Consider the following 26687-nt stretch of genomic DNA (forward strand, 5'->3'; position numbering starts at 1 on the left):
CATCGAAGGCAGGTCTAGCGCGTTGCGGCCCTCAAGCCTAGCAGGTGTGCAGTATCCTTGAGGAAGATCTTGACATGCGCCATCGGTTTGGCGCGCACCAGCTTCTTGTGCATGTAGGCCTGCCAGGTCAGTTCCTGCACATCCTTGTCATCGCACATGGTGACGAAGCGTTCGCGGCGCTTGTCGGAGGAATACCAGAAATACTGCATCACCCCGAGGACGCGGAACACCATGCCGTGCTCCTTCATGAAGCGTTTGCGCGCCATCCGCAGCTGCTTGGCCTCGCCGGTCTTGAGGAAGGCGGCGGCAGCCTCGCCCACCATCCGCCCGCCGACCATCGCGTAATAGATGCCCTCGCCCGATGCCGGGGCGACAATCCCCGCAGCATCGCCTGCGACGATCACATCCGCGCCGTTATCCCAGCGCTTCAGCGGCTTCAGCGGAATCGGCGCGCCTTCGCGGCGCACGGTCTCGCAGCGTTCGAGCCCGAGATCGTCGCGCATCGTCGCGATTGCGCCGCGCAGGGAAAAGCCCTTGTTGGCGCTGCCCACCCCGATGCTCGCGGTATCGCCATGCGGGAACACCCAGGCATAGAAATCGGGCGAGAGGCGGCCCTGATAGAACACGTCGCAGCGCGAGGCATCGAAAGCCTCGGTGTTGCGCTCGGGCGACTTGATGATCTCGTGATAGGCGAAGACGCAGGGCACCCGCTCGGCTCCCGGCAGGCACTGCTTGGCCACCGCCGAGCGCGCCCCGTCCGCCCCGATCACCACCCGCGCGCGCACGCTTTCGAGCGGGCCGTTGCGGTTGCGGCGGAAGGTAACGATGGGGTGGGCGTGATCATCGCGCTCGATCTTCTCGAAGGTGGCCGTGAGCCGCTCGGCCCCCGAATGGCGGGCGCGTTCGCGCAGCCACTCGTCGAACTCGTCGCGATCGACCATGCCGACATAGCCGATCTCGCCCACCGGCATATCGACCGCACGGCCCGAAGGCGCGATCATGCGTGCCGAACGCGCCTTGGCGACCAGCAGGCTCTGGGGAATGTCGAAATCGGCAAGCAGGCGCGGCGGCACCGCGCCGCCGCAGGGCTTGATCCGCCCGCCGCGCTCAAGCAGCAGCACCGAATGGCCCGCCAGCGCCAGATCGGTCGCCGCCGTCGCGCCCGAAGGCCCGCCGCCAATCACAACGGCATCATAGATCGTCTCGTTCATGCGAATACCTCCCCCTTGCGCCGTGCCTCGCTTGCGCGGACGGCCTGCGCCCCGGTCGCCTTGACCGCCAATATCGCGGCGAGCACGAAAGCCCCCGCCTCGAGCGCGAACACCAGTTCGAAAGCCGCGCCATCATCTCCCAGCAACCGCCGGGCCGTATCGAGCCCGACTGCGCCGATCAGCCCGCCGAGCCCAAAGGCAATGGCCTGACTGGCGCCCCACACGCCCATGCGGACGCCTTCGCGGGTATTCTCGCCCGCCCCGGCCAGCCCCATCATCGCGCCGATCGCGGCAACCGCGAACACGCCGTTGCCCAAGCCGAGCACGAACAGGTTGAGCGGCAGCGGCCACGGCGGTCCGCTGGTCGCGGCAACCGCCAGCGCCCCCAGCCCTGCCGCCGACGCCAGACACCCGCACACCACCCAGACGCGCAGACCATCGGGCCGCTTGCCGGTGAAGGCGCTGCCCCCGATCCCGGCGAGGATCATGCCGATCAGGATGCCGCCTTGGTGGAACTGGCCGACTGTCTTGGTCGATTCCCCGGGCGAAAGATCGAAGATCAGGCCGGTGAAGGGTTCGAGGATCAAATCCTGCATCGAGAAGGCGATCATCGAGACGAAGATGAAGATGGTGAACCGCCGCGCCGCCTGCTCGTGCCAGATCTCGGCCAGGGCAGCGCGGAAATCGGGCGGCGGCGCATCTTCGGCGGTGTCGCGGAAATGGCCCGCCTGCCGCTCCAGCCGGAAGGTCGCCAGCGCCGTCAGCGCGACCATCACCAGCGCGAGACCGCTCGCGACCTCGATCAGCCGTTCGGGCGAATAGGGTTTGAGCAGGCTGCCGACAGTGATCGCCGAAGCGACGATCCCGCCGACCATCATGATCCATGTCACCGCCGCGGCCGCGGCGCGTCGCTGTGGTGCAACCCCGCTGGCGAGCAGGGCCAGCGCCGACGTGCCGCCCGCGCCCACGCCCGCGCCGATCAGCGCATAGGCCAGCACCGCGAGCGCGATGGCAGTGCCGAAATCGCTTCCCATCATCAGCGTCGCCTGGGTCGCCAGCAGGCCTCCAGCAGCGAGCACCGCCACCCCGCCGATGATCCAGGGCACGCGCCGCGCGCCCTTGTCCGATCCGTGGCCCCACAGCGGGCGGCCGAGCTGCACCGCATAGTGCCATGCGACCAATCCTGCCGGGATCGCGGCGGCGAGCTTGAACTCCACCACCATCAGCCGGTTGAGCACGGTCGTCGCCAGCATCACCAGCGCGCCGATTGCCGCCTGCACAAGGCCGATGCGGACAATCGCCAGCCAGCCGAAGCCTGCGGGGCGCACCGGCGCGCGCGCGGGTGAGAGATCGCCGAACATCAGAAATAGCCCCCCAGTCCGAACGCCGCCCCGAGCATCCCGAGCACGTAGAGTGTCACCCCCACGCCGTTGTACCAGGGCGCATAGAGCTTGGGATCGCGCAGCAGGCGCGGCATCGCGGCGATCTGCGCGGCGAGCACGCCGGCCACGATCAGCGCGGAATAGGTCAGACCCCACAGCGCGAGCAGCACGATCACCGCGACCTGCGCCAGCGCCATGGTCATGCAGGCAAAGCGCGCGGCCCCGCTCACCCCCATCGTCACCGGAAGCGATTTGAGGCCCGTGGCGCGGTCCCCTTCGACCGCCTTGAAATCATTGAGGGTCATGATGCCGTGCGCGCCCAGCGAATAGAGCGCGAGCACGATCAGCACTTCGGGCTTGGGCAGCGCGCCTAGCATCACCGTGGCACCGGTGAACCAGCTCAGCCCTTCATAGGTAAAGCCGACCACCGCCGGCCCTGTCCAACCGCTGGTCTTGAAGCGGAACGGCGGGGCCGAATAGCCCCAGGCAAAGGCGAGCCCAACCAGCGCGGCGAGAAACACCAGCGGGCCGAGCAGCCAGCCGACCGCCGCCGATATCAACGTGCAGATGATCGCGATGTAGAGGCCCCAGCGCCCCGGAATACGTCCCGAGGGGATCGGGCGATCGGGTTCATTGATCGCATCGACGTGGCGATCGAACCAGTCGTTGACCGCCTGACTGGTGCCGCACACCAGCGGCCCTGCCAGCAGCACGCCGCCTGCGACGAACCACCAGCGCCCCTCCAGCCCGGCGCCGGACGAGACCGCCCCGCACATGAAGGCCCACATCGGCGGAAACCAGGTGATGGGTTTGAGCAGTTCGAGCACATCGCGCGGCGCCGGCCGTCCTGCGGGCTGGCGCTCTGCGCGAGTCGAAGGCACCGAATGCTCCATGGGGAAAGGCTATGCCTGACACCACAATGCGTCAAATTGTTTTGACACCGTATTTCTGTGGATTGCCGATTTTGGTACGAAAAATCGTAAATGCCGATCCCGGATGTCCATTTTGGACCAGCGCATTCGGTTGACAGTAGGGAAATGGGCTATTTCAGCGCGATTTCGCCCAGACCCACCTTAGACCCCGGTTAGACCCCTGCTAGACCCCCTCCAGGCTGGCCCAGACCCTGTGTTGAAGGGCGTTTTGGGGTATTTGGCACCCGGAGCTGGCATGCGCCGGATTGCCCTACACGTGCGGCTTATTCGTCCTCGCCGGAGAGGTTGCCCAGCCCGTAGCGGTGGAGCTTGGAATAGAGGCTCTGGCGCGAAAGGCCGAGGATCTCGGCGGCCGAAGCGCGATTGTCCGAAGTGTAGTTGAGCGCCGCCTCGATGCACAATCTCTCAATCAGATCAGTGCTTTCGCGTACAATGTCCTTGAGCGACATACGCCCGACGAGATCGGTCAACTGCTCGACCGAGCGCGGCATATCCTGCGATCCGGGCGGCAGATCACGCAGGCGGCGGCCGATCGGCCGGATCACGAAGGCGTAATAGGCATCTTCGCCCGAGGTTCTTACCGCTGACAATTCAATCGGTTCGCCGTCAACATCATGGCCCACGCGCAGCACCGTGGCGACATTGCGCGCCGCGCCGTGCTGATCGATCTGGCCCTCGATCAGATCGAGGTCGATACCCGGCCGGCCGAGCGATTCCGACAGGTGCCGTCCGCGCAGTTGATCAACGCTAGCAGCTTGAAGAAGCTCAACAAATGCGGCGTTGGCGGTGACAATTTCGAGGTCGCTATTGGCCACCACGAAGGCATCGGGCATCACGTCGACCAGCTCGAGCACCGGCGAATAATCCGTTGCTGGCCGGTCACTCGCCGGAACCAGCCGGACGAGCAGGAACTGCCCGCGATCCTGCGAGAAGCCGACCACCGATGCCATCACCTCGCGCGTCGCCTTGGCGATCCGCACGCGAACCGGGCTGACCGTATCGGATACGAGCGCCGCACCGATCAGCGACTGCATCGCATCATGCGAGTTCTTATCGATGAAAGTCAGTAGCTTCTTGCCCGGAAGACTGGCTGAGCGGGCACCCACCAGGACATGCGCGGCAGGGTTCGCCTCGCGGATGCGCAAGGTCCCTGCCTCGACGATCAGCACCGGCTCGGTCGACCGTTCGAACAGCATCCGGTAACGCGCCTCAAGCTGGCGCATCTTGAGATAGTCGCGCTCAAGCGATTGCTGGACCTGGAGCAGGCGTTGCTGGAGCTTGCCAGCTTCGCGCAGATCGCGACCGAAAGCGATGCGATGCTCGCCCCCGTTAACGCTGAGTACGGCATAGCGGATCGGCACGTCGCCATCGCGCGAGGGGTGGTTGACCTGCCGCCAGTGCTGCACTTCACCGCGCCGGGCAGCGGCAAGCATCTCCATGATTTTCGGGCGACTTTCGTCGGTTACGGTCTCGATCCAATTGGTTCCGACCATCTCGGCAAAGGACGGAAATTCGCGCGGATCGAAGGCCGCATCGAGGATGGTTCCGGTATCGTCGAGCACCAGAGTGACATCGCCTGCCACCATCGCCAGCTTCATCGCGGCATCGGCATCGAGCGAATTGAACAGCTCCGCCGCCTTTCCGAACGGATGCTTGCCTTCGATGCTGTGTTTGCGCGTGAGCATGGGCTGGGTGGGCTTACCGCAGGTTCAGATCACGGGCTGCGGAAACCTTCACCATGGAGTTGGCCAGCTCCAGCGCGGCAAGCGCATCGGGCGCTGTGCCATCTGCCCCGACCTCGATTGCCACACTCGGATTGTCGTTGATCATGCGTCCGCCAACAAGCACGAAAAGATTGGGGTTGGCCGACACATTGCGCATCGCCTTGATTAGGTTGCCGAGCGCGGCGCTAGGACAATCGCGGGCGAGGGTCAATCCGACCAGATCGAACCGTTCGCGCGTGAGTCGATCGAGCAATTCGCGCCGTTCGGGTTTGATCAGCACATCGCTTTTCCACCCGCCGCGGGAAAAGACCTCTTCGATCATGATTGCGCCGAATTGGTGGTTGTCACCCGGCATCGGCGAAAACAGCGCACTGCGCGGCGGAGCGTGGTTGTCATGATCTTCGGGCGCGCGCGCGGCAATGTCGCGCATCACTTCCTGAAGGCGCCACAAACCCATTGTAACATCGACGAAATCACATTCGTCGCGTTCCCACATCTCGCCCAGCTTGCGGGCCGCCGGGGCCAGCAGATCGATGCAGACCGTCTCGACGCTGACACCTCGCTCAAGGAAGGCGTCGATCTCCTCGATCAGTCCGGCTGCTTCGAGCTGTAGCGGGAGGCGAGCAAAGCGCGCGGCATCCTCAGGGTTGATGGCCTGGCTTCCGCGCACATAGGCACGCGCCTCGCCGCTGCTGTGGGCCATCAGCAAGCGGGGGATAATTTCAGTTTCGATGATCGTGTTGACCGAATCGGGATGATCAAGCGTCGGCCCAGTCCCCCGCCGTCGCACCCGGTCCAGCGGCGCGGAGATCACCTCGCGCCAGACCGCAGATCCGGCGCTGAACATGCTCGAAGCCCGTGACTCTCCCATTCGTCAGACCCTCCCAGGTCGTGCGGACGAACCTTCCGCAGGAGGTAGTGACCGCCCCAGAAAAGCGGCCTTGGCCCTGATCCCGAAAAGCCAGCGACTCAACCCTACGCCTTTTTCTGGCCGGGCGCAAACGTCGTCCCCGATTAGACCCAATGCGTCAATTTATATAAACGTCCAATTGAGTTGACACTTATGTTGGAACGGGCGTAGTCTCCGAGTCTGAGAGAAAAGGCTAACGCACTAAAATGACTCGGATGGATCAGGCATCCCCGGTCGAACCTGGAACCACGGTGAAAGGGGCGGGCCACGAGAGGGGCAATACCCGTGCGCTCTACACCGCGCAGGAGCGCCAGAGGCGCGACGAGTCGGTCTGGACCGTGGTTCAGGGTGTGCTGGCACCCGTGCAGTTTCTCGTTTTCCTGATCAGCCTCGGACTTGTCATCCGCACCCTTACGACGGGCGAAGGCGCCTTTGCGGCCGATGTCTCGATCGTGATCAAGACCCTCGTCCTCTACACCATCATGATCACCGGCTCGATCTGGGAGAAGGTGGTGTTCGGCAAGTGGCTGTTCGCCCCGTCCTTCTTCTGGGAAGACGTGTTCTCGATGCTCGTGCTGGCGCTGCACAGCCTCTACCTCGTCCTGCTGTTCGGCGGGATCGGAACCACGGAGCAACGGCTGCTGGTCGCCCTCGCGGGTTATGCTGCCTACGTCATCAATGCGGGCCAGTTCCTCTGGAAACTCCGCATGGCACGGCTTGAGGGCAACACCCCCTCGCGGGCGGTAGCGGCATGAGCGCGGCCGACCTCCTCGATGGCTGCGCAGCCGAACTGGCGCGTCCGGCAGCGGACAGCCAGCGCCCGGTGCTGCGTGAACGCGGCCAGCGCGAGGTGTTCTGCGGGCTCACCGGCATTATCTGGCTGCACCGCAAGATGCAGGACGCCTTCTTCCTTGTGGTTGGCTCGCGCACCTGCGCCCACCTGCTGCAATCGGCCGCCGGCGTGATGATCTTTGCCGAGCCGCGCTTTGCCACCGCGATCATGGAAGAGCGCGATCTGGCCGGCATGGTCGATGCGCAGGACGAGCTTGACCGGGTGGTCACCCGCCTGCTCGAACGCCGCCCTGACATCCGCACATTGTTCCTCGTCGGCTCGTGTCCTTCCGAAGTGATCAAGCTCGATCTGGCCAAGGCCGCGCAACGCCTCGGCGCGGTGCATATGCCGCGGGTGCGGATCCTCAACTATTCGGGCAGCGGGATCGAGACGACCTTCACCCAGGGCGAGGATGCCTGCCTCGCCGCGCTGGTGCCGGTCATGCCTGCCGCCGCGCCCGATGCAGCCAAGCAGCTGCTGATCGTCGGCAGCCTGCCCGACATTGTCGAAGACCAGTTCCTGCGCCTGTTCGCCGATCTCGGCATCACGAACGTCGGTTGCCTGCCGGCCCGCAACGCGCGCGACTTGCCGAGCGTTGGCCCGAACACGCGTTACCTTCTCGCCCAACCCTTCCTTGGCGATACCGCGATGGCGCTTGAAGGCCGCGGCGCGAAACGGATTGAGGCGCTGTTCCCGTTCGGTGTCGAAGGCACGTCCGACTGGCTGCGCGCTGCCGCCCACGAGTTCGGTGTCGATGCTGCGCTGACCGAACAGGTGCTCGCCCCCGGGCGTGAGCGCGCGCGGATCGCGCTGTCAAAACTGCGCCCGCAGCTTGAAGGCAAGCGCATCAGCTTCCTGCCGGACTCGCAGCTCGAAGTTCCCCTCGCCCGCTATCTGCAGGACGAGCTGGGCATGGAGCTGGTCGAAGTCGGCACGCCCTATCTCCACCGCGCACATCTGGCGCGCGAGCTTGAGAGTTTCGGTCCGAACGTGCGCCTCAGCGAAGGCCAGCACGTCGAGCGCCAGCTTGACCGCGTGCGTGCCGACCGGCCCGATATCACCGTCTGCGGGCTCGGCCTTGCCAACCCACTCGAAGGCGAAGGCCTCACCACCAAGTGGGCGATCGAACTCGTCTTCTCGCCGATCCACGGTTTTGACCAAGCCGCCGATCTCGCCGAACTCTTTGCCCGGCCGCTGCGGCGCCGGGACTTGCTGGAGGTCTAGGCGATGCAGCTGGCGGTCTGGACCTATGAAGGCCCGCCCCATGTGGGGGCGATGCGGGTGGCGACCGCGATGGAGAAGCTCCACTACGTGCTCCATGCACCGCAGGGCGATACCTACGCCGACCTGCTGTTCACCATGATTGAGCGGCGCGGCAAGCGCCCGCCGGTGACCTACACCACCTTCGAAGCGCGCGATCTGGGCAAGGACACCGCGCAGATTTTCCAGGACGCCGCGCAAGAGGCTGTCTCCCGCTTCAATCCGCAGGCGATCATCGTCGGCGCATCGTGCACCGCCGAGCTGATCCAGGACGATCCGGCCGGGCTTGCCGAAGCGATGGGCCTGCCCATCCCTGCGATCCCGCTCGAACTGCCGAGCTACCAGCGCAAGGAAAACTGGGGTGCGGCTGAGACCTTCTACCAGATCGTGCGCCACCTCGCGGACACCACGGTGACGCGCGAGCCGCGAGAAGGCCGTAAGGCGCGCGCGAACATCCTCGGCCCCACGGCGCTTGGCTTCCGCCACCGCGACGATCTGGTCGAGATCCGCAAGATCCTTGCCCTGCTGGATGTCGAGGTAAACCTCGTCGCCCCGCTGGGTGCCACCCCGGAGGACATCAAGAACATCGGCGCCGCCGATTTCAACATCGTCCTCTACCCTGAAATCGCAGATGAGGCCGCCCGCTGGCTTGAGCGCACTTTCGCTCAACCCTGTGTGCGGACCATCCCTATCGGCGTGGGAGCAACCCGCTCTTTCATTGCCGACGTCGCCGAGCTGGCAGGTGCAGATCCCACGCCTGCCCTCGGCGACACCTCTTCCCGGCTCCCTTGGTGGAGCCGTTCGGTCGATTCGACCTACCTCACCTCCAAGCGCGTCTTCATCTTCGGCGATGCGACCCATGCCGTCGCCGCCGCTCGGATCGCGCGCGAGGAGCTGGGCTTCGAGGTCTGCGGTCTGGGCTGCTACGCCCGCGAATTCGCCCGCGAAGTCCGCGCCGAAGCCGCCCGCTGCGGGATTGAGGCGCTGATCACCGACGATCACCTCGCGGTCGAAGACGCGATTGCCGCCGCCGCGCCCGAACTGGTGCTCGGCACGCAGATGGAACGCCACATCGCCAAGCGGCTGGGCATTCCCTGTGCGGTGATCTCTGCGCCGGTGCATGTGCAGGATTTCCCGGCGCGCCACAGCCCTCAGATGGGGTTCGAAGGTGCCAACGTGATCTTCGACACCTGGGTCCATCCGCTGGTGATGGGGCTGGAAGAACACCTGCTGACCATGTTCCGCGAGGATTTCGAATTTTCCGACGAGGCGGGCGCTTCGCACCATGCTGCACACTCCCCGCGCAAACCAGCGGTGGATGCCGTCTCGGAAGCGCCGGTCGCGGACATTCCCGCCCCGTCGCTCACCGAAGAGCATGGCTCGCTCTGGACCGCCGAGGCCGAGCGCGAACTGAAGAAGATACCGTTCTTCGTGCGCGGCAAGGCGCGCCGCAACACCGAGAACTTCGCCGCATCCGAAGGCCGCCGCCAGATCGACCTCGAAACGCTCTACGACGCCAAGGCGCATTATGCACGGTAGCGTGCCCTCCCCGTCCTCGCTGGACCCGCGTGCACCCGTCCGGGTGGTGATCGTCACGCTCGACAATCACCTCAAGGGCGCAGTTGACCGGGCGCAGGAGGCGCTGGGCGCGCAGGCAATCGATCTCAGCCTTCATGCAGCCTCCGAATGGGGCAGCGACGCCGGCGAACTGGAAGCGGTCAAATCCGCCATCGCTTCGGCCGACATCGTCATCGCGACGATGCTTTTCCTCGATGATCACATCCGCGCCATCCTGCCGGCACTCGAAGCGCGGCGCGAGGAATGCGACGCGATGGTGTGCCTGATGAGCGCGGGCGAAGTGGTCAAGCTGACCAAGATGGGCGGCTACCGCATGGATGCGCCCGCCAAGGGCCCGCTCGCCCTGCTGAAGAAGCTGCGCGGCAACGCGGGCAAGGCCGGCAAGCCGGGCGGCAATTCGGGCGCGGGGCAGATGAAGATGCTGCGCCGCCTGCCCAAGATCCTGCGCTTCATCCCGGGCACGGCGCAGGACGTGCGCGCCTATTTCCTGACCCTGCAATACTGGCTCGCTGGCTCTGACGAGAACGTCGTCGCAATGGTGCGCGCGCTGATCGATCGCTACGCAGCGGGCGAGCGGATGTATCGCCGCGGCATCACCAAGGCCGATGCGCCGCTCGAATATCCCGAAACCGGAGTCTATCACCCGGCCACCCAGCAACGCATCTCGGAAAGCCTGCGCCTGCTGCCCCGTGGCGAGGGCCGCGAGGGCGCTGTGGGCCTGATCCTGCTGCGCTCCTATCTGCTTGGCCGCGACAGCGCGCATTATGATGGCGCGATTGCCGCGTTCGAGGCGGCGGGGATGAAGGTGGTGCCCGTCTTTGCCAGCGGCCTTGATGCGCGCCCTGCCATCGAACAGTTCTTTATCGGCCCTGATGGCCGTCCCACGGTCGATGCGATCGTCAACCTCACCGGCTTCTCGCTGGTCGGCGGTCCGGCCTATTCCGATGCGGCAGCCGCGCGCGAGACCCTGGCGGGGCTGGATCTGCCCTACCTGGCCGCCCATGCGATCGAGTTCCAGACGATCGAGGAATGGGCGCACCGCCCGCAAGGCCTGCTGCCGCTTGAGTCCACCATGATGGTGGCACTGCCCGAGCTTGACGGCGCTGTCGTGCCGAGCGTGTTTGGCGGACGCGCGGGGCCGTCGGGCGAAGGTTGTTCGGGCTGCGAGCGCAAGTGCGCGCGCCCTGCCTCGCACAAGACCCGTCCGATGCAGGCCTGCCCCGAACGTGCCGAGGCGCTGGCCGCACGCACGCTCGGATTGATCCGCCTGCGCCGCGCCGAGCGCGCCCGCCGCAAGCTCGCCGTCGTGGTGTTCAATTTCCCGCCCAATGCTGGCGCGACCGGCACGGCTGCCTTCATGGCGGTGCATGAATCGCTCTACGCCACGCTCCAGCGTCTCAAGGCAGAGGGCTACAGCGTTGAAGTGCCCGAAAGCCTCGATGCCATGCGCGACGCGCTGCTCAAGGGCAATGCCGAGCGCTTTGGCAGCGACGCCAATGTCGCGCACCGCATCCCTGCCGACGAACACGTGCGGCGCGAACCCCACCTCGCCGAGATCGAGGCCGCCTGGGGCCCTGCTCCCGGCAAACAGCTTTCGGACGGCGGGCATATCCTCGTCCAGGGCGCTCAGTTCGGTAACGTCTTCGTCGGGGTGCAGCCGGGCTTCGGCTACGAAGGCGATCCGATGCGACTGCTGTTCGAGGGCACCTTCGCCCCGACCCACGCCTTCAGCGCCTTTTACCGCTATATCCGCGAGGATTTCGGCGCGCACGCGATCCTCCATTTCGGCACCCACGGCGCGCTTGAATTCATGCCCGGCAAGCAGGCGGGCATGTCGGGCCAATGCTGGCCGGACCGGTTGATCGGCAACACGCCCAATTTCTATCTCTATGCGGCCAACAACCCATCCGAAGGGATGCTGGCCAAGCGCCGTTCGGGCGCGACGCTTATCAGCTATCTCACGCCGCCGCTGGCGCAGGCCGGGCTCTACAAGGGCCTGTCCGAGCTCAAGGCGAGTGTCGAGCGCTGGCGCGCCACCATCGACGATGCTGACCATGCGGAAGAACGCGCCGATCTCGCGCAGCTCATCGCCGACCAGTGCGAAGCGCTCGACATCACCTATACAGACATCGGCGAACTGCCCGCGCGGCTTTACGAGGTGGAACAGGCGCTGATCCCGCACGGGCTCCACGTCTTCGGCCGCAACCCCTCGGGCGCGGAAGCCGAGGATATGCTCGATGCGATGATGGAAGCGGGCGCGCTTGATGGCCCCACTCCTGATCGCGCCCGCCTAGCAGCGCTGCTCGATTCCTCGGATGAACTGGGCGCGCTGATCCATGCGCTCGACGGCGGCTATGTCGCGCCCGCGCCGGGCGGCGATGTGGTGGTCAATCCCGATGTGCTGCCCACCGGGCGGAACATCCACGGCTTCGATCCCTTCCTGCTGCCATCTGCCTTCGCCTGCCGGATGGGCAGCGAACAGGCCGAGCGGCTGATCGCTCGCCATGTCGATAGCGGCGAGCCCTTCCCCGAAAGCATCGCGATGGTGCTGTGGGGCACCGACAACATGAAGTCCGAAGGCGTCCAGATCGCGCAGGCGATGACGCTGATGGGTGCACGGCCGCGGCGCGACACCTATGGCCGCCTCGCCGGCGCGGAACTGATCCCGCTCGAAGAGCTGGGCCGTCCGCGGATCGACGTGGTGGTGACCCTCTCGGGCATCTTCCGCGATCTTCTGCCGATGCAGACCCGCATGCTGGCCGAAGCCGCGCTGCTTGCCAGCCAGACCGACGAGCCGCTGGAGGCGAACTTCATCCGCAAGCACACGCTCGAGCATCAGGCGCGGCACGGCTGCGATCTCGAAACCGCTGCTCTGCGCGTCTTCTCGAATGCCGAAGGGGCATACGGCGCCAACGTAAACCAGATGATCGAGGGCGGCGTCTGGGCCGATCCCGATGAACTGGCCAACGCCTTCGAAAGCAACAAGGGCTTTGCTTACGGGGTCAGCGGCAAGCCGGTGCAGCAGCGCGAACTCCTCCAGAGCGCGCTCGGCACGGTCGATTTCACCTACCAGAACCTCGAAAGCATCGAGCTCGGCATCAACGATGTCGACCAGTATGTCGATGGCCTCGGCGGCGTGACCCGCTCGGTGGCGCGGGCGAAGGGCGCGGAAACCCCGGTCTATATCCTCGACGCAACACGCGGCAGCACCAAGGTGCGCACGCTCGCGGAACAGATCGACCTCGAAGCACGCACCCGCACCTTGAACCCCAAGTGGTTCGAAGGCCTGCTCGAACATGGCTACGAAGGCGTGCGCCAGATCGAGGGCCATGTGACCAGCACTTTGGGCTGGTCGGCCACCACCGGGCAGGTCGCCCCGTGGGTCTACCAGAAGATTTCCGAGACCTTCGTGCTCGACGCCGACATGCGCCGGCGCCTCTCGGCGCTCAATCCGAAAAGCTCCGCGCGCGTTGCCGGACGCCTGCTCGAAGCCTGCGACCGCCACCTGTGGGAGCCCGACGAAGCCACGCTCGCCGCACTGCGCGAAGCCAATGACGAGCTGGAGGACCGCCTCGAAGGCGTGTTCCCGGCCGAATGACCAAGGGATAGATCAACATGAACCTGCACACCCCCCGCTCTAACTTCACCCCGCCCGATGGCGAGGGCTCGGTTCAGGTTCAGCTCGATCCTTCCGACAGGATCAAGGGCGCCAAGGTCTTCGCGGTCTATGGCAAGGGCGGGATCGGGAAATCGACCACCTCCTCGAACCTGTCGGCGGCCTTTTCGAAGCTCGGCCATCGCGTGCTCCAGATCGGCTGCGATCCGAAGCATGACAGCACCTTCACCCTCACCAAGAAGCTGATGCCGACGGTGATCGACGTGCTCGAAACGGTCGAGTTCCATTCGGAAGAACTGCGGCCCGAAGACTACATGTTCGAAGGCTATAACGGCGTGATGTGCGTCGAGGCGGGCGGACCGCCGGCGGGTACGGGTTGCGGCGGCTATGTCGTCGGGCAGACGGTCAAGCTGCTGAAGCAGCACCACCTGCTCGAGGAAACCGACGTCGTGATCTTCGACGTGCTGGGCGATGTGGTGTGCGGCGGGTTTGCCGCGCCCTTGCAGCACGCCGAACGCGCGATTGTGGTCGCAGCGAACGATTTCGACAGCATCTTCGCAATGAACCGCATCGTCGCAGCGATCGGGGCGAAGTCCAAAAACTACGACGTGCGCCTCGCCGGGGTGGTGGCAAACCGCAGCCGCGAGACCGACGAAATCGACCGCTTCTGCGACAAGATCGGAATGCAGCGCCTCGCCCACTTCCGCGATGTCGATGCGATCCGCCGCAGCCGCCTCAAGAAGTGCACGCTGTTCGAGATGGGCGATGATCCGGAGGTCGTCGCCGCGCAGAACGAATATCTTCGCCTCGCGCAGATGCTGTGGGACGGGGTCGAACCTTCGGCCGCCCAGCCGATGAAGGACCGCGACATCTTCGACTTCCTGGGGTTCGAGTGATGGCGACGCGGCTCCCTTCCGAATATGACGACCGGCGCGAGGCGCTGGCGACCTATTTCGACAGCACCGCGCGGCAGGCGTGGATTGATCTCACGTCCGATGCCAAGGTTAGCGGCATCCGTGCCACGGTGCGGGCCGGGCGCGAGGCGATGCGCGCGACCTTGCTCGATTGGCTGCCGCTGGATCTGCGCCGCACCCGCGTGCTTGATGCCGGATGCGGCACGGGCGCCTTTGCCATTGCCGCTGCATGCCGCGGCGCGGAAGTCACAGGGATCGATGTCGCCGCAGGCCTCGTCGATGTCGCGCGCGAGCGGACACCGTCCTTCATCGGTCACGGACGGATCCACTGGCGCAGCGGCGACATGCTCGATTCCGGGCTCGGTACCTTTGCCCACGTGGTCGCGATGGACTCGCTGATCCACTACCAGCCCGATGATCTGGTCGACGCGCTTTCGGTGCTGGCCGAGCGCACCACGAACTCGATCCTGTTCACCTTCGCTCCGCGCACCACGCTGCTGGCGGCGATGCACAATATCGGCAAGGTCTTCCCCAAGTCCGACCGCAGCCCCGCGATCGTGCCGGTGGCCGAGGACGATCTGCGCGCGCGGCTGTCGCGCCTGTCGGGCTGGAGCATCGGCCGGACCGAACGTATCGCCTCGGGCTTCTACACCTCGCAGGCACTTGAATTGGTGAGACACGGATGAACCGCCCGGTCCGCCCTTCCCCGCCGCACTGGACAGCACTGGTTTTCCAGATGCTGCCGTTTGCGGACGCGGCGAGCGCGGACCTGCCGCTGCCCCGGTTGCTGCGCCTTGCCCTGTTCCAGGTCAGCGTCGGCATGGCGATGGTGCTGCTCAACGGCACTTTGAACCGGGTGATGGTGGTTGAACTGGGCACGCCTACCTGGCTGGTCGCATTGCTGATCGCGGTACCGCTGCTCGTCGCGCCGTTCCGCGCGCTGATCGGGCACAAGTCCGATACGCACCGTTCGGTGCTCGGCTGGCGGCGGGTGCCCTATATCTGGTTCGGCACGCTGATGCAGTTCGGCGGGCTCGCAATCATGCCCTTCGCCCTGCTGCTTCTCGACGAGGCCAAGGACTTCAATATCGGCCTGCTCGGCGCAACAGCAGCGTTCCTGCTGACCGGCATCGGCTTTCACGTCACGCAGACGGCGGGCCTCGCGCTCGCCACCGACCTCGCGCCCGAAGACAAGCGCCCGCGCGCGGTGGCGTTGCTTTATGTCATGCTGCTGATTGGCATGATGTTCGCCGCCTTCGTGATCGGCGGTCTGCTGGCCGATTACAGCCCCACCAAGCTGGTGCAGGTGATCCAGGGTGCAGCCGTGCTGACGATGGTGCTCAACATTACCGCACTGTGGAAGCAGGAAGCCCGCAATCCTCAGGTAACCGCGCCTGATCGCGAGACCCCGACCTTTTCCGAACTGTGGCAGGCCTTCGTCAAGGATGGCCGCAACGCGCGCCTGCTTACCGCGATCGGGATCGGCGCGGCGGGCTTTGCCATGCAGGATGCGCTGCTGGAGCCTTATGGCGGTGAAATACTCGGCCTTTCGGTCGGCGCGACCACCGGCCTTACCGGCGCTTGGGCGCTGGGTTCGCTGATGGGTTTCATGGCGTCGGGCCGCTTCCTTGCCCGCGGATGGGACCCGCTGCGCCTGGCGGGTCTGGGCCTCGTGATCGGGATCAATGCCTTCCTGCTGGTCCTGTTCGCAGGCCCCTTTGCCGCGCCGCTGATGCTCTATGCCGGCGCACTCACCATCGGGGTCGGCCTCGGGCTGTTCTCGGTGGGCACGCTGATGGAAGCGATGAACATCGCCCGATATGAAACGGCCGGCCTTGCGCTGGGCGCCTGGGGCGCGGTGCAGGCGACCTGTGCAGGTGCCGGGATCGCGCTGGGCGGATTGCTGCGCGACGGCGTGGCCTTGCTGATCGGGCACGGCGCTACCGCCAGCGTTGCGACCCGCGCGGCCGGATATGGCACCGTCTATACGCTCGAGATTGCCCTGCTGCTTGTTGGCCTCGCCGCGATCGGCCCGCTTGTGGGTCGTGCGCGAGACCACGCCCCGGATGCCGATGACCCGCTCAACCAGCCCTTTGGCCTGAGAGAGTTTCCGACATGATTACCCGTACCCGCCCGTCCCGTATCCTCACCGGCTTCGCCTCAGCCGGATTGTTGCATGAGAGGAATGTCCAATGAACGACTCCTACATCTTCGGCACGATTGACGTTGCCGCGCTCGCTTTGATCCTGTTCACCGGTTTCTTCATCGCGCTGGTGTTCTACCTCAACCGGGAGAGCCGCCGCGAAGGTTACCCGCTTGAAGAGGAAGGGAGCGGCAAGCTCCTTCCCGGCAGCCTGTTCGATGGCGAGAAGAAGACCTTCCAGCTGCCCAACGGCCGCGGCACCTATACGCCCGAAGACGTCGCACGTGACGATATCAACGTCCCCGCTGTGCAGGCCTTCAGGGCCGCTGGCGCACCCTGGGTGCCGACCGGCGATGCCATGAAGGACGGCATGGGCCCGGCCGCCTTCGCCAATCGCTCGAAGTCGCCCGACATAACCTTCGATGGCCGTCCGCGCATCGTTCCGATCGGCAACAGCCATGAACTGATCGTCTCGCCGCAGGATCCGCAGCTGATCGGCTGGTCGGTGGTGGCCGCCGATGGTGTCACCGCGGGCAAGGTCACCGACATCTGGGTCGATCAGGCCGAACACATCATCCGCTATCTCGAAGTCGAGACCAATAGCGGCAAGAAGGTGCTCGCCCCGATGATGGTCGCCGTGGTCCATGGCAACAGCCTGCTGAGCATGGTGCTGCCGACCACCAACACCGAGCCGCAATATGTCGAGATCGACGCGATCACCGCCGCGCAGTTCGAAGACGTGCCGGCGCTGGAAACCGCAGGCATCATCAGCCGCTACGAAGAAGACCGCATCCAGGCCTACTTCGGCGGCGGTTACATGTATGCCACCCCTGAAAGGGCGGAAGCATGGCTCTGAATGCCTCCGCTGGTGCGGCAGCGGCGGCAACGCCGCTGCCCGCCGGCTTCGATCACAGCGACCTTGAAAATGACGGGCCCAAGGCGTTCGGCGACCGCATGGGCACGCCTGCGCCAGACGAAAAGGTGCTGTGGAAGGGACGTCCGCACCGCGCCTTGCTGGCCCGCACGGCCTTCCACACGCGCCTGCTCGGCGCCTATTTCGCCGCACTGGTGGTGATTGCTCTGGCGATGGGAAATACCAACGCGGCGATTGTCGCGGCGGTCCTGGGGACAGCGCTGCTTGCGCTGCTTCACACGCTGGCCTGGCTCAGCGCCCGCAGCACGCTTTATATCCTTACCGATAGCCGTCTGATCATGCGGATCGGCATGGCAATCGAGACGCGGATCAACATTCCGCTCAAGCAGGTGAAATCCGCCCATCTGCGCCTGAGAAGCGCGGACCATGGCGACATCGCGCTGGAGCTTGAGGGCGAACGGCTGCTCGGCACGGTGCTGCTCTGGCCGCACGTCCGCCCCTGGATCTACGCGCATCCCCAGCCGATGCTGCGCGCTGTACCCGATGCGGCAGGCCTTGCCCGGATGATCGCCGATGTGCGCGCGCAATTCGGTGCGATCGAGCGGAATTTGACCGAGATCAAGGATGCAGCGTCGCAGGCCGGTCAGACAGGGTCGCAGCCCGCCGCCATTCCGGCGCGCATCGCTCCGGCACACCTGCGCGGCGATCAGGGTCTTGAAGGAGCGCCCGCATGATTGTGCGCGAATACGAGAAGGACGAAATCACCGTCCACAAGGTGCCGCTCTACCTGATGGGCGGGATGATCGCGGCATCGCTGGTGCTGACCGCTTCGGTGACCCTCGGCTTCTTCCCGCGCGAGGCCGTGCCGGCCGAAGCACGCGCCGCATCCGGCGTGACAGCCGCGGTAACGCGCAGCTTGCGCTTCTTCGACGAAGCCGATGGCACGGTTCGGGTCGAGGACGGCCAGAGCGCAGAGGTGCTGGCGCGGTTCGGACAGGGTGAAGGCGGGTTCGTGCGCGCCACGGTCCGCAATCTCGTCCACCAGCGCCGGATCCGCGGCCACGGCGCCGAAGTGCCGTTCGAACTGGTCGAATGGACCAACGGCGGACTGACGCTGCGCGATCCGGTGACCAAGGCGAGCATCGAGGTCTCGTCGTTCGGGCCGGACAACCGCGCAGTCTATGCCGCGATGCTGCCCCCGCGGGAGGCCCGCTGATGGCGCTCGCCTTCCTCTCTACGACCAGCTTCGAGACGCCCTGCACGATCACGGTCGAGCAGAGCTCCGAGCATTTCCACGCCCATGTCGAGCTATCCGAAGACATCGCGATCGAGCCCGGCGACAAGGTGCGCGTCCATGGCGCGCCGATCCAGATTCCGTTCGGCACCCGTCAGGTGTTCGAACGCCGGGCCACCGTGACCCGCGCCAGCCCGCTCAAGCGCGGACTGACCAAGATCGCCGCCTATTTCGATCTCAGCGAACTCTACGAAGTGAGCTTCAACGCCGGGAGGATCAAATGAACGCCTACAAGCCGATGACCAGCGAAGAAGCGATGGCAATCGCGACGCAGGACACGATGCTGACCCCGCGTTTCTACACCACCGACTATGACGCGCTCGACGCGATCGATGTCAGCCTGGTGCGCGCCGAATGGGACCAGCTGATCGCCGACATGGTGGGCGATCCGAACAAGCTGCACTTCAAGCACAATGACAGCTTCAAGGGCGTGATCGAGGGGCTGGAGCCTTCGCTGCGGCAGGAGTTCACCGATTTCCTCGTCAGCTCGATGACGTCGGAATTTTCGGGCTGCGTGCTCTATGCTGAAATCGCGCGGCGCACCAAGAACCCGGATGTGAAGCAGCTCTTCCGCCTGCTCGCGCGCGACGAAAGCCGCCATGCCGGCTTCATCAATGAAAGCCTCAAGGATGCCGGTATCGGCGTCGACCTCGGCTATCTGACGAAGACCAAGAAATACACTTACTTCAAGCCGAAGTTCATCTTCTACGCGGTCTATCTGTCGGAGAAGATCGGCTACGCGCGCTACATCACGATCTACCGCCACCTGGCGCGCAATCCGCAGCACAAGTTCCACCCGATCTTCGACTGGTTCGAGGAATGGTGCAACGACGAGTTCCGCCACGGCGAGGCCTTCGCCATGCTGCTGCGCGCGGACCCCAAGCTGCTCGAAGGCGCCAACAAGCTGTGGGTGCGCTTCTTCCTGCTTTCGGTCTATGCGACCATGTATGTGCGCGATCACAACCGCCCGGTGTTCCATGCCGCGCTGGGGGTCGATCCGACCGAGTATGACTACAAGGTGTTCGAGATCTGCAACCAGATCGCCCGCCAGGTCTTCCCGGTCGAACTCGACATCGACAGCCCCGCCTTCCGCCGCCAGATGGAAAAGCTGCGTCTCGCAGCGGCACGCATCGAGGATGGCAAGGCACGCGGCGGGATCGGCGGGCTGATCGCCCGCGCCAGCGGCATGGCCGGAGCCGGCCTCGCCTTTGCGCGGATGTATCTGCAGCGTCCCAAGTCCAACGCCCTGCCGCGCTCGATCCGGCTGCAACCGGCGTGGTGAGCTGGAGCGGCCATATTGTGCCGTTCATCGTGACGGTGGCGATCTGGTTTATCGCGACCGGGCTGATTGCCTGGGCGGACAACCGTGAACGCGCCACCTTCTCGACCAGCCTGATGGTGGGCAGCATCGCCGGAATTACCGGGCTGCTCGTGATCCTGGTCGCCTCGCTCTCGACCTCGGTGTGGGCGGTCTATCTCGCCTTCATCGGCGCGCTGATGGTGTGGGGCTGGCACGAGCTCAGCTTTCTCACCGGCGCCTCGGCCGGCCCGCGTCGTGGCCCGAGCGATCCCTCGCTCACCGGCATCGCCCGCTTCCGGCAGGCTGCGGCGACGGTGATGCATCACGAGGTCGCGCTGGCGGTGACGGCGCTGCTGCTGATCTCGCTGTCGTGGAACGTCCCCAACCAGATCGGCGCGACCGTGTTCGTGCTGATGTTCCTCATGCGGCTGATCTCCAAGATCAACCTGTTCGTGGGCGTGCCCAATTCGACCTCGGAAATGCTGCCCGATCAGCTGGCCTATCTGAAGACCTATTTCGGTCGCAACCGGATGACGGCGCTGCTGATCGCATCGATCGGCGTGATCGCTGCCGTGACCATCTGGTTCGCAGGGCTGGCGCTGGCAGCGCCGGTCGGCAGCTCGGCGATGGTGGGGGCGAGCCTGCTGACCACGCTCGCCTTGCTGGGCGCGCTCGAACACCTCTTTCTCGCCCTGCCGTTCCGTGACGGAATGCTGTGGGGCTGGGCCATGCCCAAGCGGAAGATCAGATCATGACTATGAATACAGAAGGAAACCCGATGGATTTCGAAGCCTTTTTCGCCAACGAGCTCGATATCGTGCGTGCCGACGGGCGTTACCGGGTGTTCACCGACATCAAGCGTCACCGCGGTCGGTTCCCGCACGCCACGCGCTTCATCGCCGACGAGACGCAGGCGGTGACGGTGTGGTGCTCGAACGACTACCTTGGCATGGGCCAGCACCCCGCGGTGCTCGAAGCGATGCACGAATGCCTCGACGAATGCGGCGCGGGCGCGGGCGGCACCCGCAACATCTCGGGCACCAACCACTACCATGTGGAGCTGGAAGCCGAACTGGCCGACCTGCACGGCAAGGAAGCCGCGCTGCTCTTCACCTCGGGCTATGTCTCGAACTGGGCGGGCTTGGGCACGCTGGCCTCGAAGATCCCGGGTTGCGTGGTGTTCTCCGACGCGCTCAACCACGCCTCGATGATCGAGGGTATCCGTCACAGCCGCGCGCCTTACAAGGTGTGGCGCCACAACGATGCCGAACACCTCGATGAACTGCTGTCGCAATATGGCCCCGAAGTGCCCAAGCTGGTCGCCTTCGAGAGCGTCTATTCGATGGACGGCGACATCGCCCCCATCGCGGACATCCTCGACGTGTGCGAGAAGCACGGCGCGATGAGCTACATCGACGAAGTCCACGCGGTCGGCCTCTACGGCCCGCGCGGCGGCGGGGTGGCCGAACGCGAAGGCCTGATGGACCGCATCACCGTGATCGAAGGCACGCTCGGCAAGGCTTACGGCGTGATGGGCGGCTATATCGCGGCCTCGGCCAATCTGGTTGATTTTGTGCGCTCTTTTGCCAGCGGCTTCATCTTCTCGACCGCCCTTCCCCCCGCCATCGCGGCCGGTGCTGCGGCAAGCATCCGCCATCTCAAGACCAGCAATGCCGAGCGCGAGCTTCAGCAGAAGCGCGTCGCGCAGGTCCGCCGGGCGCTCGACATCATGGGCATCCCGCACCTCGACAACCCGAGCCACATCATCCCGGTGATGGTTGGCGATGCCAAGAAGTGCAAGATGATCAGCGACTGGCTGATGGACAATCACGGCATCTATGTGCAGCCGATCAACTACCCGACCGTGCCCGTGGGCACCGAGCGGCTGCGCGTCACGCCGTCTCCAGTGCACACCGATGGCGACATCGACCGGCTGATCAAGGCGCTGTCCGAGATCTGGTCGCACTGCGAACTCGCCCGGATGGAACAGGCCGCCTGAGGCAACTGTTCCACGTGGAACATGAGGCTGGAAGGGGTCTAGAGGGGGCCTAACAGGGGTCTAAAGCCCGCTGGATGCCCCCCGGACCTGCGTCCGGCCGCGTTTACCGACAACATTGATCGAGATCTCCCTTGGACGGGAGTGGGGGCGGATGCCTTGGGGAGGCATCCGCCCTCTTTTGCATCTGTGGCCGCGGGGCAGCTTTCGGGACGCGGCAAAGGCCAGAACCACACCTTAACGCATGCATTCCGTAAGGTTTTTCTTACATTGCAAAATGTTAAACAAATTTGACGTATATGGAAAAAACTGCAACAGTCGCAGGGCATTGGGCACCAATTTCCGACTCGATGCCAGGGGCCTTCATGACGATTGTGTGAGGCGGGCCGCTGAGAATTCACGCATCTACTTGAGCCGCATGCTTAGGGAACAAGGCTGGGATCAATACCGAGTTTCCTCGAATGCCATAAATGCAGAAGGAGTTTCGCTAGATGGCAGAAATTGACACCCATGTTTACCCGACCGGCCTGACGGAAGCGCAGGCCCTGGAAATCAACGATGGCCTCAAATGGGGGACGCGCATCTATTTCGCGATCGCGCTCGCCGCCCATGCGCTGGCTTTCGTCCTGACGCCCTGGCTGCAGTGAAGGAGGATTGACGATGATGAAAGAAGGTCGGATTTTCCTCTACGTGAGCCCGAATGTGTTGCTCCCCATCATGTTCCTCGTGATGGTGCTCACTTCGCTCGCGGTTCACTACAACATCCTCAGCAACACCACCTGGTTTGCCGACTTCTGGCAAGGCAGTGCTAGCGAGGCTGTTGCGGTCGAGACCACAGCAGCCACCGTGACCGAGGTTGCAGCACCTGCAGCCGAAGCCGTGGAAGCTGCTCCTGCTCCGGCAGAGGCCGCGCCGGCGGAATAATCTTCCGCCGCCAATTGCCCGACCGGTCCGCAAAGGCAGGGATCGGGAACAAGGAAAGACCCGGCCTCTCGTGCCGGGTCTTTTCATTTGTGCAGCCCCCCCGCTCATGCAGCGGGCTGACCGCAACCGATCGGCGCGGTGGCGAAGGCTACCCCGGATGGCGGCGGCGCAGCAGCGGCACCGTGATGATCAGGGCCGCAACCAACAAGATCATTTCCAGCAGATAGACCAGGATGTAGCCGTTGGTCACCGGCGACCATGCATCCGAAAGGATGACACCGCGCCCGACATCGCGCAGCACGCCGCCAATCGCCGCCCCGAACCCGGCAGCCGTGGCCTGCACCGCGCCCCAGGCGCCCAACGCCATCCCGACCTGACCCTTCGGGGCATCGCGCATCGTCGCGGTCAGCGTGCCGTGTCCGAACAGGCCGGCCCCGCACCCCATCAGCAGCACCCCGAGCGAGAAGAGGGAGATCGATTGCGTCGGGGCCGCTGCGATGACCATCGCGAAGGCGGGCAAGCCCATCAACGCGCCGACCGCGAAGACCATGACCGGATTGCGGCCCCGGCTCAGGACATAGGATGCGATGGCAAAGCCCACCAGACTGCCGCCGGCCAAGATCGCGGTGAGCCGCGTTGTCGTGCCGACGCCGAGCCCAAGTGCCTGCCCACCGAAGGGTTCAAGCAACACATCAGACATGGTGAAGGCCAATGTCCCTACGCCGATCACTGTTAGACGGCGAATGGTTTGCGCCTGCACGATAAACAGGTCCCAGGTCTGCCTGAAGGTCATCGGCGGCGCTTGCAAGGCGGCGCTGGCAGCGGCCGGATTGAGCGCTTCCTGCTTCCAGCTGGCGACAAGGTTCAGGAACATCGTCACGACCGCGCAGCCCTGGATCACCTGGATCAGGCGACCGGGGGTAAAGTCGTTGAGGAAGGTTCCGAAGGCCAGTGCAGCGGCAATCGAGCCGAGCAGCAGGCTGACATACATCAGCCCGACCACATTGGCCTGCTGGTCTTCCCGCGCCAGATCGGTCGCGAGGGCAAGGCCCACCGTCTGGGTGATATGCACGCCCGCCCCGACCAGCAGGATCGCCACCCCCGCACTGATCTGGCCGATCCAGGCCGGCCATGACGCGGATTGCAGCGCGCCGGCCAGCACCAGCAGCGCGAAGGGCATCAGCGCCAGTCCGCCGAACTGGACCATCGTCCCGCGAAAGATATAGGGAACCCGGCGCCAGCCGAGCGCCGACTTGTGCGTATCGGAGCGATAGCCGATCAGCGCCCGGAACGGCGCGAACAGCAAAGGCAGGGCCAGCATCACGCCGACGATCGTCGAGGGAACCGCAAGCTCGACGATCATCACCCGGTTGAGCGTGCCGACCAGCAAGGTCAGCGAGATCCCGACCGAAAACTGGATCAGCGACAGGCGCAGCAGACGCGACAGCGGCAGATTATCGTCGGCGGCGTCGGCAAACGGCAGCACCCGCTTGCCCCAGCGCATCCATAGCGACATCAGCTTCTGATCGAACGATTTCACTGCTGCGCTTGCGACCCCCGGATGCGTTTGACCCCCGCCTTGTACAAAACCGAATAGATGTTGCGCCGCAAGTCCGCAACGGCATCGTTGGCAGACCTTCCGCCGGTTAGGGTGACGAGGTCCATGCCGCCGCCACCCTTCGGAGGGAGGATCACTTCACCGGCACGAACCGCACCGCCACCCCGCCCGAGGCTGCGAGGTGCACCGACCACGTATCGCCGCCGGTCACCACCTTTTCCTCGATCACGATATCATAGGGGTTGTAGTCCCAATGCGCGTGCGGGCCGTCGCGGTAGATCTGGGCGCGGTATTTCTTCCCCTTCTCGAGGAAGGTGAGCGCCAGCGACAGATCACGCGGGTTCTCGTCGGTCACCGCGCCGAGGAACCATTCCTTGGACTTCCTGCCCTGCCGCGCCATCGCGACATACTGGCCAACCTCGCCCGCCAGCGCGATGCTCTCTTCCCAGTCGGCTTCGACGTCCTTGATGAACTGGAAGGCGTCCATGCGCTTCTCGTAGTTCTCGGGAAGGTCTGCGGCCATCTGGAGCGGCGAGTAGATCGTCACATAGGTCGCAAGCTGCTTGGCGAGCGTCGTCTGCGGGCGGTTCTTCGGGTCGCCGCGCTTCATGTCGGGGCGCACCGGCGGGCGCTCGTTGGGGCGCAGGTCGAAGATGCCGGGGGTGTAGTCGAAGGGACCTGCAAGCAGCGCGGTGAAAGCGAGCATCGGCTCGTGGCTGGGCGGGTTGGGCGGCGATCCCCACGCGTTGAACTCCATGCCCCGCGCGCCTTCGCGGCTCATCCAGTTGGGATAGGTGCGGCGCAGGCCCGTGTCCTTGACCGGTTCGTGCGTGTCCATCGCGATCTGGCGCTCGGCCGCAGCCTTGATCACCTTAAGGTGGTGATCGATCATCCTCTGGCTGTCGTAATATTCGTAGTGGCGGATGCCCTTGTCATCCACCCACACCGCATCGCCCGCGTCCGAGACGTAGCCGGTCTTCACGTAGTTCGAGCCGATCTTCCTGACGAGGTCGAGCCCCGCTTCGAGCTGCTTTTCGTAGTTCGTCAGGTTGGCCGAGGTTTCGTGATGGACGATGATCTCCACGCCCTTGGACGCGGCATATTTGCTCAAGGATTCGATATCGTAATCGGGATAGGGCTCAGTGAAGCTGAACAGGTCACCATTGTTGAACCAGTCGCCGTCCCAGCCCTTGTTCCAGCCTTCCACCAGCACGCCGGAAAAGCCATGCTTGGCGGCGAAATCGATGTAGCGCTTGGTCTCGGCGGTGGTGGCGCCGTGGTACTTGTCGCTCGCCCAGGTGCGATCATTGATGTGCATCGCCCACCAGATGCCGATGTACTTGCCGGGCTTGGCATAGGACACATCGCCGAGCGCGTTGGGCTCGTTCAAGTTGAGCACGATGTCCGAATTGATCAGGCCCACCGCATCGCGCGCGATCTGGATGGTGCGCCACGGACTCTTGAACGGGGCCTTGGTCTTGACCTTCGGCCCGCCCGCCCAGTTCCTGAGGTTCGCCTGGAAGTTGCCGGGGCGCAGCTGATCGAGCGACATCGAGGAATAATTCTCGAGCGCCGCCTCGTGGATCGCCATGTGGATGCCGCTGGTGGTGCGGAAGGTCGAAGGCGTGTGGGCATCGTCCACCTGCCCGGCAGGTGCGACGCGGTAGATGTATTCGTTGCGGTTGAACTCGTCGGACGGGGTGTACCACATGGTGGTCTTCTCGCCGACGCCGAACTGGGTCAGCTCCTCGACAATCGCGACATCGCCCTTCAGCGCCTCCTGCTCGGGCAGTTCGTAGCGGAAACCGATGCCGGTATCGAAAGCGCGGAAGCGCACGGTCATGCTGCGTGCGGGGCCATCCTTGGCGGTGTTGAAGGTGACCGCGAGTTCATTGTGCTGATCGCGCACCACGCGGCGTTCGCCCCAGGGCTGTTCCCAGCTGGTGTTCTGGCTAGCACGGGCCGATCCGGCGATGGCAAGGCCGCGTTCGAAGCCGTGATGCTCGGCAAACAGCATGCCGAGGCGCGAGGGCGCGATCACCTGTTCGCCTTCGAAGCTGACAGCATAGGTCGCAAGGCCGCCATCGTCGCTGACGGTGACGGTGATCTTGCCGTCGGGCGAGGCCAGCGTCAGGCTTTCGGCGTGGGCGGGCGCAGCGGCCCACGCGATGGCCGCCAGCGTAACCAGCGATTTCCAGTGCTTCGTCATCATCCCTCTCCTTGCGGCCCCCGGGGGCGG

The 26687-nt window shown here is 64.9% G+C and carries 24 protein-coding genes; 16 read left to right on the forward strand and 8 right to left on the reverse strand.

Annotation, left to right across the window (positions count from 1 at the left end):
- Positions 1–14 precede the first annotated feature (14 nt).
- The 5 genes from BG023_RS13190 to BG023_RS13210 form a co-directional block, all read right to left on the reverse strand.
- Positions 15–1211 carry a geranylgeranyl diphosphate reductase gene (locus BG023_RS13190; protein ID WP_069310851.1) on the reverse strand — a complete coding sequence of 399 codons (1197 nt, stop codon included), beginning with the start codon at positions 1209–1211 and terminating at the stop codon, positions 15–17.
- Entirely contained in the window at positions 1208–2572 is a 1365-nt protein-coding gene (locus BG023_RS13195) for a BCD family MFS transporter (protein WP_069310852.1), read from the reverse strand. The genes BG023_RS13190 and BG023_RS13195 overlap by 4 nt, the downstream gene beginning before the upstream one ends.
- Positions 2572–3486 (reverse strand): chlorophyll synthase ChlG, encoded by a 915-nt coding sequence (gene chlG, locus BG023_RS13200; RefSeq protein ID WP_069310853.1) that lies wholly within the window; start codon positions 3484–3486, stop codon positions 2572–2574. The genes BG023_RS13195 and chlG overlap by 1 nt, the downstream gene beginning before the upstream one ends.
- A gap of 302 nt (positions 3487–3788) precedes the next feature.
- Complete coding sequence (gene ppsR / locus BG023_RS13205) at positions 3789–5210, reverse strand: transcriptional regulator PpsR (RefSeq protein ID WP_069310854.1); 1422 nt, start codon at positions 5208–5210, stop codon at positions 3789–3791.
- Positions 5211–5223: 13 nt separating this feature from the next.
- The gene (locus BG023_RS13210) at positions 5224–6096 is read right to left on the reverse strand and encodes a cobalamin B12-binding domain-containing protein (RefSeq protein ID WP_069310855.1); all 873 of its coding nucleotides are present in this window, start codon (positions 6094–6096) and stop codon (positions 5224–5226) included.
- A gap of 278 nt (positions 6097–6374) precedes the next feature.
- On the opposite strand from BG023_RS13210, the gene bchF reads away from it, so the two are divergent.
- The 16 genes from bchF to BG023_RS13290 all read left to right on the forward strand — a co-directional run bounded on the left by bchF (position 6375) and on the right by BG023_RS13290 (position 22890).
- A complete protein-coding gene (gene bchF / locus BG023_RS13215; protein ID WP_069310856.1) occupies positions 6375–6914 on the forward strand; it encodes a 2-vinyl bacteriochlorophyllide hydratase in 540 nt (179 codons plus the stop codon).
- Complete coding sequence (locus BG023_RS13220; protein ID WP_083234702.1) at positions 6911–8215, forward strand: ferredoxin:protochlorophyllide reductase (ATP-dependent) subunit N; 1305 nt, start codon at positions 6911–6913, stop codon at positions 8213–8215. The genes bchF and BG023_RS13220 overlap by 4 nt, the downstream gene beginning before the upstream one ends.
- A 3-nt stretch (positions 8216–8218) precedes the next feature.
- Positions 8219–9790 carry a ferredoxin:protochlorophyllide reductase (ATP-dependent) subunit B gene (gene bchB, locus BG023_RS13225; RefSeq protein ID WP_069310857.1) on the forward strand — a complete coding sequence of 524 codons (1572 nt, stop codon included), beginning with the start codon at positions 8219–8221 and terminating at the stop codon, positions 9788–9790.
- Positions 9780–13427, forward strand: a complete 3648-nt coding sequence (locus tag BG023_RS13230) for a magnesium chelatase subunit H (protein ID WP_069310858.1) — start codon at positions 9780–9782, stop codon at positions 13425–13427. The genes bchB and BG023_RS13230 overlap by 11 nt, the downstream gene beginning before the upstream one ends.
- 17 nt (positions 13428–13444) lie before the next feature.
- Complete coding sequence (bchL, locus tag BG023_RS13235; RefSeq protein WP_069310859.1) at positions 13445–14341, forward strand: ferredoxin:protochlorophyllide reductase (ATP-dependent) iron-sulfur ATP-binding protein; 897 nt, start codon at positions 13445–13447, stop codon at positions 14339–14341.
- Complete coding sequence (gene bchM / locus BG023_RS13240) at positions 14341–15045, forward strand: magnesium protoporphyrin IX methyltransferase (protein ID WP_069310860.1); 705 nt, start codon at positions 14341–14343, stop codon at positions 15043–15045. The genes bchL and bchM overlap by 1 nt, the downstream gene beginning before the upstream one ends.
- The gene (locus BG023_RS13245) at positions 15042–16478 is read left to right on the forward strand and encodes a BCD family MFS transporter (protein ID WP_069310861.1); all 1437 of its coding nucleotides are present in this window, start codon (positions 15042–15044) and stop codon (positions 16476–16478) included. Before bchM ends, BG023_RS13245 begins: the two co-directional genes overlap by 4 nt.
- A 73-nt stretch (positions 16479–16551) precedes the next feature.
- Positions 16552–17358 carry a photosynthetic reaction center subunit H gene (puhA, locus tag BG023_RS13250; protein ID WP_069310862.1) on the forward strand — a complete coding sequence of 269 codons (807 nt, stop codon included), beginning with the start codon at positions 16552–16554 and terminating at the stop codon, positions 17356–17358.
- The gene (gene puhB / locus BG023_RS13255; RefSeq protein ID WP_069310863.1) at positions 17349–18110 is read left to right on the forward strand and encodes a photosynthetic complex putative assembly protein PuhB; all 762 of its coding nucleotides are present in this window, start codon (positions 17349–17351) and stop codon (positions 18108–18110) included. Before puhA ends, puhB begins: the two co-directional genes overlap by 10 nt.
- Positions 18107–18592: a photosynthetic complex assembly protein PuhC gene (gene puhC / locus BG023_RS13260; RefSeq protein WP_069310864.1), complete on the forward strand. Its 486-nt coding sequence runs from the start codon at positions 18107–18109 to the stop codon at positions 18590–18592. The genes puhB and puhC overlap by 4 nt, the downstream gene beginning before the upstream one ends.
- Complete coding sequence (locus BG023_RS13265; protein WP_069310865.1) at positions 18592–18894, forward strand: hypothetical protein; 303 nt, start codon at positions 18592–18594, stop codon at positions 18892–18894. Before puhC ends, BG023_RS13265 begins: the two co-directional genes overlap by 1 nt.
- The gene (gene acsF / locus BG023_RS13270) at positions 18891–19952 is read left to right on the forward strand and encodes a magnesium-protoporphyrin IX monomethyl ester (oxidative) cyclase (RefSeq protein ID WP_069310866.1); all 1062 of its coding nucleotides are present in this window, start codon (positions 18891–18893) and stop codon (positions 19950–19952) included. The genes BG023_RS13265 and acsF overlap by 4 nt, the downstream gene beginning before the upstream one ends.
- Positions 19946–20725 carry a putative photosynthetic complex assembly protein PuhE gene (gene puhE, locus BG023_RS13275; protein ID WP_069310867.1) on the forward strand — a complete coding sequence of 260 codons (780 nt, stop codon included), beginning with the start codon at positions 19946–19948 and terminating at the stop codon, positions 20723–20725. Before acsF ends, puhE begins: the two co-directional genes overlap by 7 nt.
- Before the next feature lie 23 nt (positions 20726–20748).
- Positions 20749–21969, forward strand: coding sequence for a 5-aminolevulinate synthase (gene hemA / locus BG023_RS13280; protein WP_069311335.1), 1221 nt, complete (start codon positions 20749–20751; stop codon positions 21967–21969).
- 488 nt (positions 21970–22457) lie between these two features.
- Positions 22458–22613, forward strand: coding sequence for a light-harvesting protein (locus BG023_RS13285; RefSeq protein ID WP_069310868.1), 156 nt, complete (start codon positions 22458–22460; stop codon positions 22611–22613).
- A gap of 13 nt (positions 22614–22626) precedes the next feature.
- Positions 22627–22890, forward strand: a complete 264-nt coding sequence (locus tag BG023_RS13290) for a light-harvesting protein (protein ID WP_233993008.1) — start codon at positions 22627–22629, stop codon at positions 22888–22890.
- Between the two features lie 148 nt (positions 22891–23038).
- On the opposite strand, the gene BG023_RS13295 is transcribed toward BG023_RS13290, so the two are convergent.
- The 3 genes from BG023_RS13295 to BG023_RS13300 are packed head-to-tail and all read right to left on the reverse strand — an operon-like array spanning position 23039 to position 26660.
- Positions 23039–24430: a PucC family protein gene (locus BG023_RS13295; protein WP_069310869.1), complete on the reverse strand. Its 1392-nt coding sequence runs from the start codon at positions 24428–24430 to the stop codon at positions 23039–23041.
- Positions 24427–24555 (reverse strand): hypothetical protein, encoded by a 129-nt coding sequence (locus BG023_RS15135; RefSeq protein ID WP_257784901.1) that lies wholly within the window; start codon positions 24553–24555, stop codon positions 24427–24429. The genes BG023_RS13295 and BG023_RS15135 overlap by 4 nt, the downstream gene beginning before the upstream one ends.
- A 26-nt stretch (positions 24556–24581) precedes the next feature.
- The gene (locus BG023_RS13300) at positions 24582–26660 is read right to left on the reverse strand and encodes a glycoside hydrolase family 97 protein (RefSeq protein WP_233993009.1); all 2079 of its coding nucleotides are present in this window, start codon (positions 26658–26660) and stop codon (positions 24582–24584) included.
- Positions 26661–26687 lie beyond the last annotated feature (27 nt).

It is taken from the genome of Porphyrobacter sp. LM 6 (assembly GCF_001720465.1).
Taxonomy (GTDB): Bacteria; Pseudomonadota; Alphaproteobacteria; order Sphingomonadales; family Sphingomonadaceae; genus Erythrobacter.